The sequence below is a fragment of the Streptomyces sp. DvalAA-43 genome (assembly GCF_900091725.1).
GTDB lineage: Bacteria > Actinomycetota > Actinomycetes > Streptomycetales > Streptomycetaceae > Streptomyces > Streptomyces pulveraceus.
The window spans coordinates 215,539-230,654 of record NZ_FMBW01000026.1 but is presented as its reverse complement, the minus strand read 5'-3'; the positions used below and the strand labels follow the sequence as shown (position 1 = coordinate 230,654).

Below are 15,116 nucleotides of genomic sequence, written 5' to 3'. Positions count from 1 at the left end.
TGTCCACTACTTTAGCCGATTTCCTTGGTGACTCATAATCGAGCCGAAGGGATTGAATTACGGCATGCCGAATTCGCACCCGCCAGGGTGATTCGTAGGTAGTGGTTGGCCGCTCCGAGTTGCTCGGATGCGGTCCGATGGACCGTACCGACAGCAGTACCCGTTTCAAGCGGCTCGGGCTACATTAGGCGGCCCCCAAGGGCGAGTCAAGTTGCGCGACGGCGTGGCACATGGGCCCGGTACGGGCTCACCGTGGGGTCCCCGTCGATCCAGAAGCGCCAGGGGTGGGTGGCTCCGTCGCCGCCCACCCCGGTACGCGGACCGTTGCGCACCTGGTCACGCGGTGGTGGGGTGCCGTGCAGCACGGACAGGGGGGCGCCCGGATGGGCGATGGCGTCGGTGCCGTTCAGGGCTCGGTCGACATCGAGGGCCGTGGCCAGGCGGGCCGGGCCTTTGGCCAGTTCCCTGTCGTTGCGGGCCGAGTTTCGACGTTCACGGGTGAGGTCGGCGCCGACCTGGATGTCACCTGCGCGGAGCAGCACCCCACTGGCCCGGCCCTCGGGGCCGCACACCAGGTTGAGGCAGTGCCACATGCCGTAGGTGAAGTAGACGTACGCGTGGCCGGGCGGTCCGAACATGACGCTGTTGCGTGCGGTGAGGCCTCTGAAGGCGTGCGATCCGGGGTCGACCTCGCCGGCGTACGCCTCCACCTCGGTGAGACGGAGTTCGATGGGTCCGTCGGGGGTGGCGCGTACCAGGGTCCGGCCCAGGAGGTCGGGTGCCACGTCCAGTACGGGGCGGTCGAAGAAATCGCGTGTCAGCGGCGTACGGTCCAGGCCCTCGATCATGGCGGTCGAGGGTACCGGGAACCGACTACGGTCGTGGCGCGTATGTAGGGGTCAGGACCAAGGAGGAGTAAACATGGGCTTCAAGCGGCTGCTCGCGAGCCTGGGTGCCGGTGGCGCCTCGGTGGAGACCGAGCTCTCCGAGCTCAACGTCGTACCGGGCGGGGTCGTCCAGGGTGAGGTGCGGATCCAGGGCGGATCCGTGGATCAGCAGATCGAGGGACTCTCCGTGGGGCTGCAGGCCCGGGTCGAGGTCGAGGGCCACGACACGGAGACCAAGCAGGACATCGAGTTCACCAAGCTGCGGCTCGGTGGCGCGTTCGAGGTGCGGGCCGGGGCCGTGCACGTCGTTCCCTTCGGGCTCGAAATCCCGTGGGAGACGCCGATCACCATGTTCGCCGGTCACCAGCTGCACGGCATGAACATAGGAGTGACCACGGAGCTGGAGATCGCGCGGGCGCTGGATTCGGGCGACCTGGACCCGATCAATGTGCACCCGCTGCCGGCGCAGCAGGCCATCCTCGACGCCTTCGGGCAGCTCGGTTTCGGCTTCCGGAGCGCGGACATGGAGCGTGGTCACATCCGGGGTACGCGTCAGCGGCTGCCGTTCTACCAGGAGATCGAGTTCTTCCCGCCGCAGCAGTACCGCGGGCTGAACCAGGTCGAGCTCACGTTCGTCGCCGACGACCGTGAGATGGACGTCGTCCTGGAGATGGACAAGAAGGCGGGTCTCTTCAGCGAGGGCAGCGACTCGTACCGCGCCTTCAAGGTCGGGCTGCACGACTTCCAGGGGACCGACTGGGCGGCATACCTCAATCAGTGGCTGGCGCAGGTCGGCGGTCAGCGCAACTGGCTCTAGGGTCGGTGGAGACCCGACGACTGCAGTTACAGCGATCAGGAGAGGTGCACGTGACCGAGCCGAAGAGGGCGCCGCTGCCGCACGACTTCCATCCGGAGGTGCCGTCGTTCACGGTGGTGAGCGAGGATCTCGCCCCCGGGGCCGTGCTGGCGGACGCCCAGGTGTTCGCGGCCGGGAACACCTCGCCGCAGCTGCGGTGGGAAGGGTTTCCGGCGCAGACCAAGAGTTTCGCCGTGACCTGCTTCGACCCCGATGCCCCCACCGGCAGCGGATTCTGGCACTGGGTGGTCTTCGACATCCCGGCGTCGGTCACGGAGCTGCCGGCCGGTGCGGGCAGCGGGACGTTCGCGGGTCTGCCCGTCGGTGCCGTGCAGGCCCGTAACGACTACGGGCCGAAGGAGTTCGGCGGTGCCGCGCCGCCGGCCGGGGAGAACCACCGCTATGTGTTCACCGTGTACGCGGTGGACACCGAGAAGCTGGGTATCGACAGCGATGCGTCGCCCGCGGTCGTCGGATTCAATCTGAGGTTCCACACGCTGGGCCGCGCTCAGCTGATCGGTGAGTACACGGGGCCCGCCTAGGATCCCGCCCGCGCCGAGAGTTCCCCCGCTGTTTGCCCTGCCCTGGTCTTGGAGAGATCAGGGCAGGGCATTTTTTATTGCGTTGTCCATCACGGCCTGCCCGGCCAGAGTTGATCCGGGCCTGCCAGGGGGCGGGCGGCACACGGGAGGTGGGCGAGATGCGGGACACGCTGGTACTGAACGCGAGCTTCGAGCCGCTGTCGACGGTGACGCTGAACCGTGCGGTGGTGCTGATTCTGCAGGACAAGGCCGTCGTCGAGCAGTCGCATCCCGATCTCCGCATGCGTGGTGCCGCCGTGGACATTCCGGTGCCCCGGGTGATCAGGCTCTGCCGGTACGTACGGGTGCCGTTCCGAAGACATGCCCCGTGGTCCCGGAGGGGTGTGCTGATACGGGACCAGCACCGGTGCGCGTACTGCGGGCGGCGGGCGAGCACCGTCGACCATGTCGTACCGCGTGCCCAGGGGGGTCAGGACACCTGGCTCAACACGGTGGCGTCCTGCGCCGAGGACAATCACCGCAAGGCGGCCCGGACGCCGGAGCAGGCGGGGATGCCGCTGCTGCGGCAGCCGTTCGTACCGTCTCCGGCGCAGGCGATGCTGCTGGCCATGGGGGCCGGTGAGCGGTCGGAGCTGCCGGAGTGGCTGGACCGCGCCGCGGCGTAGGCGGCATACGTCCGTTGTCGTGGTGGACGCCCGTCTTCGGGGGGAGGCGGGCTTCCGTCCGTCAGCGGAGCAGCAGCTGGACGATGGCGACCGTGCCGACCGCGACGATGAGGGCGCGCAGGACCGTGGGGCTGAGGCGGCGGCCGATCCTGGCGCCGATCTGGCCGCCCAGCGCGGAGCCGACCGCGATGAGCACGACGGCCGTCCAGTCGAAGTCCGCGACGAAGAGGAAGAAGAGCGCGGCGACGCTGTTGACGACGGCGGCCAGGACGTTCTTGACGGCGTTGAGGCGCTGCATGGTGTCGTCGAGCAGCATGCCCATCAGGGAGAGGTAGATGATTCCCTGGGCCGCGGTGAAGTAGCCGCCGTAGACGCTGGCGAGCATCAGTCCGACGAACAGGAGCGGTCCGCCGTCGGGGCGGGCCGGGGTGCCGCTGTGTTCGCGACGGCGCTGGACCGCTTTGCTGATGCGTGGTTGCAGGATGACCAGGACGAGGGCCAGCGCCACCAGGACCGGCACGATGGTCTCGAAGGCCGTGGAGGGCAGGGACATCAGGAGGGTGGCGCCGGTGAGACCGCCGATGAGGGCGCCGACGACGAATTTGAGTACGCGGCGGCCCTGTCCTCGGAGCTCCTTGCGGTAGCCGATGGCGCCGCTGACTGAGCCGGGGATCAGGCCCAGGCCGTTGGAGACGGTGGCGGTGACCGGGGGCAGGCCGATGGCGAGCAGCACGGGGAAGGTGATCAGCGTTCCCGAGCCGACGATCGTGTTGATGGCGCCCGCGCTGATGCCCGCGGCGAAGACGGCAAGCATCTCCCAGATGTTCATGGCGAATCCCCCGTGCATGATCGGTGCTTGGTGCACTGATCATGCACGGGGCGTGTACGCGTCATTCGACCGGGGGTTGCTCCCGGCGCTCCTTGCCCGTGTCGAACCCCGGGACGCCGTTGCCGAGGTTGCCGAAGGCGCCGCTGAGGCCCTTGAGGGCGTCGCCGATCTCGCTGGGCACGATCCAGAGCTTGTTGGCATCGCCCTCGGCGATCTTCGGGAGCATCTGGAGGTACTGGTACGAGAGGAGCTTCTGGTCCGGGTCCCCGGCGTGGATGGACTCGAAGACCGTACGGATGGCCTGGGCCTCGCCCTCCGCGCGCAGCGCCGATGCCTTGGCCTCACCCTCGGCGCGCAGGATCGCGGACTGCTTCTCGCCCTCCGCGGTGAGGATCGCGGACTGGCGCGTTCCTTCGGCCTGGAGGATCGCGGCGCGCTTGTCACGGTCGGCGCGCATCTGCTTCTCCATCGAGTCCTGGATGGAGGTGGGCGGCTCGATCGCCTTGAGCTCGACGCGGTTGACCCGGATGCCCCACTTGCCGGTGGCCTCGTCGAGGACTCCGCGCAGGGCCGCGTTGATCTCCTCGCGGGAGGTCAGGGTCCGCTCCAGGTCCATGCCACCGATGATGTTGCGGAGGGTGGTGACGGTGAGCTGCTCGATCGCCTGGATATAGCTGGCGACTTCGTAGGTCGCGGCCCTCGCGTCGGTCACCTGGTAGTAGATGACGGTGTCGATGTTGACGACCAGGTTGTCCTGGGTGATCACCGGCTGGGGCGGGAACGGCACGACCTGTTCGCGGAGGTCGATGCGGTTGCGGATGGAGTCGATGAACGGAACGACGATGTTCAGGCCTGCGTTGAGCGTGCGGGTGTAGCGGCCGAAACGCTCCACGATGGCGGCGCTGGCCTGCGGGATGACCTGGATCGTCTTGATCAGGGCGATGAAGACGAGCACCACCAGAATGATCAGAACGATGATGATCGGTTGCATCGTGTTCCTCGTTGCCCTTCGGTTGCCGACGGATCGCGATGATCGAGGTCGAAATCGCGGGAGGGGCCGGGTGTCGTGCCGGCCCCGATCTCATGATGATCGACATCGAGTGTGACAGAACGTGCGCTGCCTTGTGGGTGGTTCGGTCACATGACGACTGCCGTTGCTCCGTCGATGTCGACGACATCGACCTGTTGGCCGGGGTCGAAGCTCTGGCCCTCGTCGAGCGCGCGGGCGGACCAGACCTCCCCGGCCAGCTTGATCCGGCCACCGCTGCCGTCGACCCGTTCCAGGACGACGGCCTGACGGCCCTTCAGCGCATCGATGCCGGTGGCCAGTTGGGGCCGGTCGGAACGGTGTCTCGCGGCGATCGGGCGGACCACGGCGACGAGCGCCACGGAGACCACGACGAACACCAGCACCTGGGCCACGATGCCGCCGCCGAGTGCCGCGACCACTGCCGCGGCGATCGCTCCGACGGCGAACATGCCGAATTCGGGCATCGCAGTCATGACGAGCGGGATGCCCAGTCCCACCGCGCCGATCAGCCACCACACCCACGCGTCGATGTCCACGTGGTCATGGTAGAACCGCGAACGCCCTCGCGGACAGGGCACAAGCGGGCCACTGCACCCGCCGTGCCTGTTGAGTCCGTCGTGCCCGTCGGGTCCGGAGGCCGTCGCCGTCCGCCACCGGGGACGACAAGTCCTAGGAGAGCGGCAGTCCGTGGGCCGTGTAGCGGTCGCCGGTGTGCTCGACGACGAGCGGCAGCCCGAAGCAGAGGGAGAGGTTGCGGGAGCTGAGCTCGGTCTCCATGGGGCCCGCGGCGAGCACCTTGCCCTGGCGGATCATCAGGACGTGGGTGAATCCGGGGGCGATCTCCTCGACATGGTGGGTGACCATGATCATGGAGGGGGCGTACGGGTCGCGGGCCAGCCGGCCGAGGCGGCGGACCAGGTCCTCACGGCCGCCGAGGTCGAGTCCCGCCGCCGGCTCGTCGAGGAGCAGCAGCTCGGGGTCGGTCATCATGGCGCGGGCGATCAGGGTGCGCTTGCGCTCGCCCTCGGACAGGGTGCCGAACTTGCGGTCGAGGTACTCGGTCATGCCGAGCCGGTCGAGGAAGGCGCGGGCACGCTCCTCGTCGACGGCCTCGTAGTTCTCGTGCCAGGTGGCGGTCATGCCGTACGCGGCGGTGAGAACCGTCTGCAGCACGGTCTGGCGCCTGGGCAGCTTCTCGGCCATGGCGACGCCCGCGATGCCGATGCGGGGGCGGAGCTCGAAGACATCGGTGCCGACGCCGCCGAGCTGCTCGCCGAGGACCCGGGCGGTGCCGGTGCTCGGGAAGAGGTAGCTGGACGCGATGTTGAGGAGGGTGGTCTTGCCGGCGCCGTTCGGGCCGAGGATGACCCAGCGCTCCCCCTCCTTGACCGACCAGGAGACGTCGTCCACCAGAGCGCGTCCGTCGCGGACCACGGATACGTCCACCAGCTCCAGTACATCGCTCATGGCGCGTTGTCTCCCCATGCAGTGTCGAGATCGTCGGTGCCTGTGGGCACAGCCTCCAGGGAAATCTACGCCACCGTACGAGTGCTCCCGGCGCTGGGCCCGCGTGAGGACAGGCCCCGGGCGCGTTCCCTAGGCTGTTCCCATGCTTTCGGAACCACGCTCAGGGCTGTTGGCCGCTTGGGGAAACGCGCTTCTGGCGGGACTGGTGTCGCCGGACGAGGCGGCGCTCGCCATTGTCGGGGAGGACGCGGTGCACCGCGTCGAGGGATTGCCGGGCGAGGCGGGGCCGGTCGGGCTCACGCTGGCGCTCGGGCGGTTGCGGGGTCTGGGGGTGACGGGTTTCCGGGTGGCGTTGCCGGCTCCCGGGCATCCGCTGGGGCTGAGCGGTCCGCCGGACTTCAACGCGCGGGCGCTGGAGGCCGAGGAGGCGGTGGTGGGCTTCGGCGCTCCGTACGGGCTGGTTCCCGAGGTGCGTGAGGTGGGCCCGGACGGGGATCTGCACATCGAGGTGGTGTGGCGGTGTCTGCCCGTACGGGAGGCGCCGCCGGCCGATGTGCCGTCGCTGAGCGAGGCGGAGCGGGAGCTGGCCGAGGGGCTGCGGGACGCGACGGCGGTGCTGTCGCGGCTGGACGTGGCCGGTTCGGGGCCGGTGGCCGATGCGGCGGTGGACGCGTACCGGGCACGGGCGGAGCGGGGGCGCGAGGTGCTGGCCCCGGGGTATCCGCCACGGGCGGTGCGGGTGCTGGAGCTCGCACAGCGGGTGGGGCTGCTCATCTCGGTGGCGTACGAGAACGGGCACGGTGGGGCGGTGAGCGCTTCGGAGATCGCGGCCCGGGGTGAGGCGCTGCGGCCGGTGGAGCGGGTGGCCCGGCGGGCGCAGGTGGCCGCGTACAACGCGTATGTGGAGGAGCGCGAGCGGGAGCGGTAGGCCGTGGGGGCGGGCTCCCGGCGTCGCCGGACGGGGCTCTGCGCGCCCGTCCGGCGAGGTGTGACCGTGCAGCCGTCAGCGGGCTGTGGGGCCGGTCAGCCGTTCAGGCCGAAGTTGCCGAAGGCCGGGTTGAGCAGGCCGATCACGTTGACCGTGTTGCCGACCACGTTCACCGGGATGTGCACCGGGACCTGGACGGTGTTGCCGCTGACCACACCCGGGGAGTGGGCCGCGGCGCCGTGGGCACCCGCGCCGTGTCCGGCGGCGGAGGCCGCGCCCGCACCGGCGGCGATGATGCCACCGGCGATCATGGTGACGGCAGCGGCCTTCTTCAGGTTCTTCACTTCAGGATCCTCCTAGCGTGGCTGCGGCAAAGCCGCCGCAGCACCCTGGAGAACGGCCGTCCGTCGAACAGGTTGCGCCGTCCGGGTGACATACACCCGACAGTATGAATCTCAGTTATGAATCCCGGTCCGGGAGAAGGCTGGAGAAGGCGGCCCGCTTCGCCGGCGGTCAGTCCGCCGCTCCATGCCGGACGGCCCAGAGAGCCGCCTGGGTCCGGTCCGAGAGATCCAGCTTCATCAGGATGTTCGAGACGTGGGTCTTGACGGTCTTCTCGGAGAGGACCAGCGCTCGCGCGATCTCGCGATTGGAACGGCCGTCGGCGATCAGGCCCAACACCTCCCGTTCCCGTTCGGTGAGCGTGCTCCCCCGGCCCGTACCGCTGCCCGGGTCCTCCTGGGCGAGCAGGGCCCCCGCGACCTCCGGCTGGAGCAGGACGTGGCCCGCGTGCACCGAGCGGATGGCACCGGCCAGGGCGTCCGGGTCGACGTCCTTGTACACATAGCCGGAGGCTCCGGCGCGCAGGGCGGGGACCACGGTGCGCTGCTCGGTGAAGCTGGTGACGATGAGGACCTTGGCCGGGTTCTCCAGCTCACGGAGCCTGCGCAGGGCCTCGATGCCGTCGGTGCCGGGCATCTTGATGTCCATCAGGACGACGTCGGGACGGAGCTCCTCGGCCCTGGCCACCCCCTCGGCGCCGTCGGCCGCCTCGCCGACCACTTCTATGTCGTCCTGGATCTCCAGGAACGTACGCAGACCGCGGCGGACCACCTGGTGGTCGTCGACCAGCAGCACCCTGATGATCTTGTCAGCCACCGGGCACCTCCATCTCGATCGTGGTGCCCTTGCCGGGCGCCGATTCAACGGTGAGCCTGCCGCCCACGCCACTGGCCCGGTCCCGCATCGAGACCAGGCCCAGGTGCCGGCCGGCCTGCCGGGTCGCCGCGGGTTCGAAGCCGCTGCCGTCGTCGGTGATCCGCAGCAGCGTGCCGCTGCCGTGCCGGGCCAGTGTGACGTCGACCCGGTCCGCCCCGGAGTGGCGCAGCGCGTTGTGCAGGGCTTCCTGGGAGACCCGGAGCAGCGCCTCCTCCTGGGCGGCGGGCAGGGCTCGTATGCCCAGGCTCTCGAAGGTGACCCGGGCCGTGTGGGCCCGGTCGAGGACCTGGATCTGGGTGCGGAGGGTGGCGACGAGACCGTCCTCGTCGAGCGCCGCGGGGCGCAGCTCGACAACGGCGGCACGCAGTTCCTCCGCGGCTTCCGCGGCGAGCGCGGCGACCTGCTGGAGCTCGCCCTTGGCGCGGGCCGGGTCGCGGTCCACCAGGGCGGCGGCGGCCTGGGCCGTCAGCCGCAGCGAGAAGAGCTTCTGGCTGACCGCGTCGTGCAGCTCGTGGGCGAGCCGGGAGCGCTCCTCGGCGATGGTGAGCTCCCGGCTTCGTTCGTAGAGGCGGGCGTTGGTGAGGGCGATCGCCGCGTGCTGGGCGAGGGTGGCCAGCAGCTCCTCGTCCTCGGCGGTGAAGCCGCAGCTGCCCTCGGGCTTGGGGCAGCGCTTGTTGGCGAGGAAGAGCGCGCCGATGATCTCCTCGCCGTCCCTGATGGGCAGTCCGAGGAAGTCGGACATGTCGGGGTGGGCGTCGGGCCAGCCCTCGAAGCGGGGGTCCTCGCGGACGTCGGCGAGACGCTCGGCCTTCGCCTCGTGGAGCATCGCGGCGAGAATGCCGTGCTGTCGGGGCAGCGGGCCGATGGCCTTCCACTGCTCGTCGCTGACTCCGTCGACGACGAACTGGGCGAAGCCCCCGTGGTCGTCGGGGACGCCCAGGGCGGCGTACTCGGCGTCCAGCAGCTCGCGGGCCGAGGCGACGATCGTCTTCAGGACGTCGCGCACTTCGAGATGCCGGCTCATGGCGAGCAGGGCGGCGCTCACGGCTGCGAGGCCCGACGGTGGGCGATGGCTCATGGCCTCACCGTACCGGCGGGGTTCGAACGCCGTATCGGCCTGTGGACGGCTGCGGATTAGGGCGCAGGGACTAGGTCTCCTCTCGGCCCCGGTCCGCCGTACGGACCCCGGGCCCGTACGCCCGGAGGCCGGGGTGCGGGGCCTTCCCAGCTCCGGAACCTCACACTCCGAATTGCTGGAGCAACGGTTGGTCAGGTTGTTACCCGGCCGATGTGAGGCCGGGCATAGGACCCACATCACTTACGAAGCCTGCTAGTGGACACATAAGCGCCACATCAGTGGTCATGAGCGCGGCCCGACACGTTCGAGCGGGGGCCCGGTCCACTATCGGGGTTCGTACGTCACACCTTTGCCACCAGATTTTGCTGGCGCTAAGAATTGCACTCGTCCCCGACGGAGATGCGAGAACGCCGCTTCCCGTCTTCGTCCTCCGTGAGGACTCCCGCGATTCGAAGAGGTACGTCTGCATGTCCCTGTCCAGCATCTCCGGCCGTCGCCGCCGCCTGAACAAGACCCAGAAGCTCTCCGTCGCGGGTATCTCCGCCATGGCCGTCGCCGCGCTCTCGTTCTCGCTCGTCCCCGCCAACGCCGACCCCAAGCCCGAGGCCGCGACCCCCGTGTCCGCCGCCCCCGCGGTCTTCACGTCGGTCGCCGGTACTCCGCAGGCCAAGGCCGTGCAGGCCAGCATCATCGAGCAGCACTCCACCGCCGAGAAGCTGGTGAAGGCCGCCGACCTCGCCAAGGCCAAGAAGGCCGCCGCCGTCGCGAAGGCCAAGGCCGCGAAGGCCGCCGAGGCCGCGAAGGCCGAGGCGAAGGCGAAGGCCGCAGCCCGGGTGAAGGCCGAGGCCACCGCCGCGAAGCGCACCGAGACGCAGGCCGCCAGCCGCTCCGAGGTCCGTACCCCGGTCTACGCCAACAACCTGGACGGCTGGATCAGCCAGGCCCTGGACATCATGCGGGCCCACGGCATCCCCGGTTCGTACAACGGTCTGCACCGCAACATCATGCGCGAGTCGACCGGCAACCCGAACGCGGTCAACGGCTGGGACGTCAACGCCCAGAACGGCACCCCGTCCTGCGGCCTGCTCCAGGTCATCCAGCCGACGTTCAACGCGTACCACGTCCCCGGCACCTCGTCGAACATCTACGACCCGGTCGCCAACATCACGGCCGCGGCCAACTACGCGGCCGACAAGTACGGCTCGATCGACAACGTCAACAGCGCGTACTGACCGGCGGCGCGCCGCGCCGGACCGCGTCCGCACACGCCGAAGGGCGGCACCCCGCGCGGGGTGCCGCCCTTCGGCGTGTGGTGCCGGTGCCCGCGCCTACTTGCGCATGACCTCCGGCTCGTGGCGGCGCAGCAGTCGCGCGACCACGACGCCGCAGACGACGCCGAGCAGCAGGAGTACGGAGATGTTGATCCCCCACTGGCCGGCCGAGTGCTCCCACAGCGGGTCCAGGTCGGTCGGGTTCTTGGGGTCCCACGGCGCCATGAGGTGCGAGAGGTCCAGCGTGGTGCCCGCGCCGGCGATGGCCCAGCGGGACGGCATCAGCCAGGCGAACTGCTCCAGGCCGGGAGATCCGTAGACCTGGAAGAGGATGCCGGTGAAGACGACCTGGACGATCGCGAACATGACCAGCAGCGGCATGGTCTTCTCGGCGGTCTTCACCAGCGAGGAGATGACCAGGCCGAACATCATCGAGGTGAAGCCGAGCACGATGATCGTCAGGCAGATCTCGACGGCCGGCGGCATGATCAGGCCCTCGGCCGGCAGCTCACGGGTGGCGAAGCCGATGCCGCAGATGATGACGCCCTGGATGGCGGTGATCACGCCGAGGACGATCACCTTGGACATCAGATAGGCGGAGCGGGACAGACCGGTGGCCCGTTCCCGTTCGTAGATGACGCGTTCCTTGATCAGTTCTCGTACGGAGTTGGCCGCGCCGGAGAAGCACATGCCGACCGCCAGGATCAGCATGATCGTTCCGGCGGCGCTGTTGAACCGGGACGGCGGGTCCGGCGGGGCCAGGCCGAACTTGGCCGGGATGACCACGCTGACGATGCCGAGCACGGCGGGCAGGATCACCATCAGGCCCATGAAGCCCTTGTCGGACGCGATCACCGAGACGTACCGGCGTATCAGCGTCCACAGCTGGGCCGACCAGCTCTGCGGCTTCGGCGGCCGCAGCTGCTGCGGGGGCGGCATGTGCACGGACTGCGCGGCGACGGCGTCGATGTCCGCGGCGTACATCTGGTAGTGCTGCGAACCGCGCCAGCGGCCCGCCCAGTCGTAGTCGCGGTAGCTCTCGAACGCGGAGAAGACATCGGCCCAGGTGGTGTAGCCGAAGAAGTTGAGCGCTTCCTCCGGCGGGCCGAAGTAGGCGACGGAACCGCCCGGCGCCATGACCAGCAGCTTGTCGCAGATCGCCAGCTCGGCGACGGAGTGCGTGACGACCAGGACGGTGCGGCCGTCGTCGGCCAGTCCGCGCAGCAGCTGCATGACATCGCGGTCCATGCCCGGGTCGAGGCCGGAGGTCGGCTCGTCCAGGAAGATCAGCGACGGCTTGGTGAGCAGCTCCAGGGCGACGGAGACGCGCTTGCGCTGTCCGCCGGAGAGCGCGGTGACCTTCTTGTCCTTGTGGATGTCGAGCTTGAGCTCGGCGAGGACCTCATGGATCCGGGCCTGGCGCTCGGCCTCGGTGGTGTCCGCGGGGAAGCGGAGCTTGGCCGCGTACTTGAGCGCCTTGGTGACGGTGAGTTCCTTGTGCAGGATGTCGTCCTGCGGGACCAGACCGATGCGCTGGCGCAGCTCGGCGAACTGCTTGTAGAGGTTCCGGTTGTCGTAGAGGACGTCGCCCTGGTTGGCGGGCCGGTAGCCGGTGAGCGCCTTGAGCAGGGTGGACTTTCCGGATCCCGACGGGCCGATGACCGCGATGAGCGACTTCTCCGGGACGCCGAAGGAGACGTCCTTGAGGATCTGCTTCCCGCCGTCGACCGTCACCGTGAGGTGGCGGGCGGAGAAGGAGACCTCACCGGTGTCGACGAACTCTTCCAGCCGGTCCCCGACCAGGCGGAAGGTCGAGTGACCGACGCCGACGATGTCGTTGGGGCCGATGAGCGCGGAGCCGGACTTGGCGAGCGGCTGGCCGTTGACGTACGTGCCGTTGTGGGATCCGAGGTCACGGATCTCGAAGCGGCCGTCCGGCGTCGCGTGGAATTCGGCGTGGTGACGCGAGACCTGGAGGTCGGAGACGACCAGTTCGTTCTCCAGCGCACGACCGATGCGCATGACGCGGCCGAGGTCCAGCCGGTGGAACGTGGTCGGGCTGCGGTCGCCGTACACCGACGGGGCCCCCGCGGCCCCGCCGGGACCGCCCGCGCCGGGTGTCCCCGCCATGCCCTGCTGATGCGGGACCTGGGGTTGCGCGGGCTGCGGCGGCGGGCCCTGGGGGGCCTGCTGCTGCCAGCCCTGCTGCGGCTGGTGCGGGGCGGGCGCCTGCTGGCCGGGCCAGCCGGGGCCGCCCTGCTGGGGCTGCTGAGCGGGAGCCTGCTGAGCGCCCGCGCCGTGTCCGCTGTACACATCGGCGCCCGCCGCGGCGGCGATGCTCAGCCGCGGCCCGTCAGTGGCGTTGCCCAGATGGACGACGGTGCCGGGGCCGATCTCCAGCTGCTGGATCCTGCTGCCCTGCACATAGGTGCCGTTGGTGCTGCCGTGGTCCGCTATGAACCAACTCCGGCCGCCCCAGCTGATCGTGGCATGCCGCCACGACACCCTGGCGTCGTCGATCGTCAGGTCGCCCTGCGGATCGCGCCCGAGGGTGTACGGCCTGGACGGATCGAGCGTCCAGGTCCTTCCATTCAATTCCAGTACGAGTTCCGGCACTCCGCGCCCCACTAGTTGTCCCCCGTGTCGCCCCCGTCGCAGGGGGCCTAGGGATGCTGAACATCGTGGGGAACTATTCCAGGAGCAGTCCCGGATACGAAAGTCGGGCGGGGCGAAGACCCTGCCTGGGCCTGCATCGTTACGGTGCCGACACGAAGTAACGGAGCAGGGCGCGGCAAGCATGCCGAGTGCGTACGAAATAACGGCGAACGGGATGTCCCGGGCACTGTGGCCCGCCGCTTGCCGTCCGCCGGATACCGGGCGGATCCGGACGCGCGCGGTCCGTCACGGGGCGGGCGCACCGGGCGGGGGTACGGGGGCGACGCGCCGTCCGGTCCTCGGGACGGGCCTCCGGTACCGCGGGAGGGACCGATACGGTGGAAGCACCATGAGCGCATCTCAGCCACCTCGGTCCTCCTCGTCTCCTGAGTCCCCTGAGTCCCGTCGGGGCACCGGCACACCCACCCTTCTCGTGAAGATCTTCGGGAAGGACCGCCCCGGCATCACCGCCGGGCTCTTCGACACCCTCGCCGCCTACTCGGTCGATGTCGTCGACATCGAGCAGGTCGTCACCCGTGGCCGCATCGTCCTGTGCGCGCTGGTCACCGCCCCGACCGCGGACGGCACCACCGAGGGCGATCTGCGGGCGACCGTGCACAGCTGGGCCGACTCGCTGAAGCTCCAGGCCGAGATCATCTCCGGTACGGGTGACAACCGGCCGCGCGGCGACGGGCGTTCCCATGTGACGGTGCTCGGGCACCCGCTGACCGCGGAGTCGACCGCCGCCATAGCGGCCACGATCACCTCGACCGGCGGCAATATCGACCGCATCTTCCGGCTCGCGAAGTACCCGGTCACGGCGGTCGAGTTCGCGGTGTCCGGCACCGGGACCGAACAGCTGCGGACCGCGCTGGCGACGGAGTCCGCCGGCATCGGTGTCGATGTGGCGGTGGTGTCGGCCGGGCTGAGCCGCCGGGCGCAGCGGCTGGTCGTCATGGACGTCGACTCCACGCTCATCCAGGACGAGGTCATCGAGCTGTTCGCGGCGCACGCGGGCTGCGAGGACAAGGTCGCCGAGGTGACCGAACAGGCGATGCGCGGCGAGCTCGACTTCGAACAGTCGCTGCACGCGCGGGTGGCGCTGCTGGCCGGGCTCGACGCGTCGGTGGTGGACAAGGTGCGCGCCGAGGTACGGCTGACGCCGGGCGCGCGCACCCTGATCCGTACGCTGAAGCGGCTCGGGTACCAAGTGGGGGTGGTCTCGGGCGGGTTCACCCAGGTCACCGACGATCTGAAGGAGCGGCTCGGGCTCGACTTCGCCTCTGCCAACACCTTGGAAGTGGTCGACGGAAAGCTCACGGGACGGGTCGTCGGCGACATCGTCGACCGGGCCGGCAAGGCCCGGCTGCTGCGCAGCTTCGCCGAGCAGGCCGGGGTGCCGCTGGCGCAGACCGTCGCGATCGGTGACGGTGCCAACGACCTGGACATGCTGAACACCGCCGGGCTCGGGGTGGCCTTCAACGCCAAGCCGGTGGTCCGCGAGGCCGCGCACACCGCGGTGAACGTGCCGTTCCTGGACACCGTGCTGTATCTGCTGGGCATCACGCGCGAGGAGGTCGAGGCCGCCGACGGTCTCGTCGACTGACGCGTTCGCGCGTACGACGCGTTCACACATACGGCGCAGGGCCCCGGTGCGGGAAGCACCGGGGCCCTGCGTCGTACGGCGGCG

General features: G+C 69.6%; 15 protein-coding genes. 6 read left to right on the top strand and 9 right to left on the bottom strand.

All coding sequences use genetic code 11. The features are described 5' to 3' along the window. Positions 1 to 206 precede the first annotated feature (206 nt). Positions 207 to 848, bottom strand: coding sequence for a DNA-3-methyladenine glycosylase (locus GA0115234_RS05945; protein WP_093539787.1), 642 nt, complete (start codon positions 846 to 848; stop codon positions 207 to 209). Positions 849 to 921: 73 nt separating this feature from the next. Here GA0115234_RS05945 and GA0115234_RS05940 point away from each other — a divergent pair, with 73 nt between their 5' ends. The 3 genes from GA0115234_RS05940 to GA0115234_RS05930 all read left to right on the top strand — a co-directional run bounded on the left by GA0115234_RS05940 (position 922) and on the right by GA0115234_RS05930 (position 2,950). Continuing rightward, the gene (locus GA0115234_RS05940) at positions 922 to 1,704 is read left to right on the top strand and encodes a sporulation protein (protein WP_093539786.1); all 783 of its coding nucleotides are present in this window, start codon (positions 922 to 924) and stop codon (positions 1,702 to 1,704) included. Positions 1,705 to 1,754: 50 nt separating this feature from the next. Further along, positions 1,755 to 2,285 (top strand): YbhB/YbcL family Raf kinase inhibitor-like protein, encoded by a 531-nt coding sequence (locus GA0115234_RS05935; protein WP_093539785.1) that lies wholly within the window; start codon positions 1,755 to 1,757, stop codon positions 2,283 to 2,285. Between the two features lie 158 nt (positions 2,286 to 2,443). Next, positions 2,444 to 2,950, top strand: a complete 507-nt coding sequence (locus GA0115234_RS05930) for an HNH endonuclease (RefSeq protein WP_093539784.1) — start codon at positions 2,444 to 2,446, stop codon at positions 2,948 to 2,950. A gap of 61 nt (positions 2,951 to 3,011) precedes the next feature. On the opposite strand, the gene GA0115234_RS05925 is transcribed toward GA0115234_RS05930, so the two are convergent. The 4 genes from GA0115234_RS05925 to GA0115234_RS05910 form a co-directional block, all read right to left on the bottom strand. Then, positions 3,012 to 3,779 (bottom strand): sulfite exporter TauE/SafE family protein, encoded by a 768-nt coding sequence (locus tag GA0115234_RS05925; RefSeq protein ID WP_093539804.1) that lies wholly within the window; start codon positions 3,777 to 3,779, stop codon positions 3,012 to 3,014. 61 nt (positions 3,780 to 3,840) lie between these two features. Next, a complete protein-coding gene (locus tag GA0115234_RS05920; RefSeq protein ID WP_093539783.1) occupies positions 3,841 to 4,770 on the bottom strand; it encodes an SPFH domain-containing protein in 930 nt (309 codons plus the stop codon). Between the two features lie 146 nt (positions 4,771 to 4,916). Further along, the gene (locus GA0115234_RS05915) at positions 4,917 to 5,345 is read right to left on the bottom strand and encodes an NfeD family protein (RefSeq protein WP_093539782.1); all 429 of its coding nucleotides are present in this window, start codon (positions 5,343 to 5,345) and stop codon (positions 4,917 to 4,919) included. 133 nt (positions 5,346 to 5,478) lie between these two features. Further along, the gene (locus GA0115234_RS05910) at positions 5,479 to 6,276 is read right to left on the bottom strand and encodes an ABC transporter ATP-binding protein (RefSeq protein WP_093539781.1); all 798 of its coding nucleotides are present in this window, start codon (positions 6,274 to 6,276) and stop codon (positions 5,479 to 5,481) included. 142 nt (positions 6,277 to 6,418) lie between these two features. On the opposite strand from GA0115234_RS05910, the gene GA0115234_RS05905 reads away from it, so the two are divergent. Then, positions 6,419 to 7,204: a hypothetical protein gene (locus GA0115234_RS05905; protein ID WP_093539780.1), complete on the top strand. Its 786-nt coding sequence runs from the start codon at positions 6,419 to 6,421 to the stop codon at positions 7,202 to 7,204. 95 nt (positions 7,205 to 7,299) lie between these two features. Here the strand turns inward: GA0115234_RS05905 and GA0115234_RS05900 are convergent, their stop codons facing one another. From GA0115234_RS05900 to GA0115234_RS05890, 3 genes are all read right to left on the bottom strand, one after another. Beyond that, positions 7,300 to 7,548: a chaplin gene (locus GA0115234_RS05900; protein ID WP_093539779.1), complete on the bottom strand. Its 249-nt coding sequence runs from the start codon at positions 7,546 to 7,548 to the stop codon at positions 7,300 to 7,302. 169 nt (positions 7,549 to 7,717) lie between these two features. Beyond that, positions 7,718 to 8,362 (bottom strand): response regulator, encoded by a 645-nt coding sequence (locus GA0115234_RS05895; RefSeq protein ID WP_093539778.1) that lies wholly within the window; start codon positions 8,360 to 8,362, stop codon positions 7,718 to 7,720. After that, positions 8,355 to 9,500: a GAF domain-containing sensor histidine kinase gene (locus tag GA0115234_RS05890; protein WP_093539777.1), complete on the bottom strand. Its 1,146-nt coding sequence runs from the start codon at positions 9,498 to 9,500 to the stop codon at positions 8,355 to 8,357. The genes GA0115234_RS05895 and GA0115234_RS05890 overlap by 8 nt, the downstream gene beginning before the upstream one ends. 467 nt (positions 9,501 to 9,967) lie before the next feature. On the opposite strand from GA0115234_RS05890, the gene GA0115234_RS05885 reads away from it, so the two are divergent. Then, complete coding sequence (locus tag GA0115234_RS05885; protein WP_093539776.1) at positions 9,968 to 10,732, top strand: transglycosylase SLT domain-containing protein; 765 nt, start codon at positions 9,968 to 9,970, stop codon at positions 10,730 to 10,732. Between the two features lie 96 nt (positions 10,733 to 10,828). Here GA0115234_RS05885 and GA0115234_RS05880 read toward each other — a convergent pair whose 3' ends face one another. Further along, positions 10,829 to 13,399, bottom strand: a complete 2,571-nt coding sequence (locus GA0115234_RS05880; RefSeq protein WP_093539775.1) for an ABC transporter ATP-binding protein/permease — start codon at positions 13,397 to 13,399, stop codon at positions 10,829 to 10,831. A gap of 376 nt (positions 13,400 to 13,775) precedes the next feature. On the opposite strand from GA0115234_RS05880, the gene serB reads away from it, so the two are divergent. Further along, positions 13,776 to 15,032, top strand: a complete 1,257-nt coding sequence (gene serB, locus GA0115234_RS05875) for a phosphoserine phosphatase SerB (RefSeq protein WP_093539774.1) — start codon at positions 13,776 to 13,778, stop codon at positions 15,030 to 15,032. Positions 15,033 to 15,116: the final 84 nt, after the last annotated feature.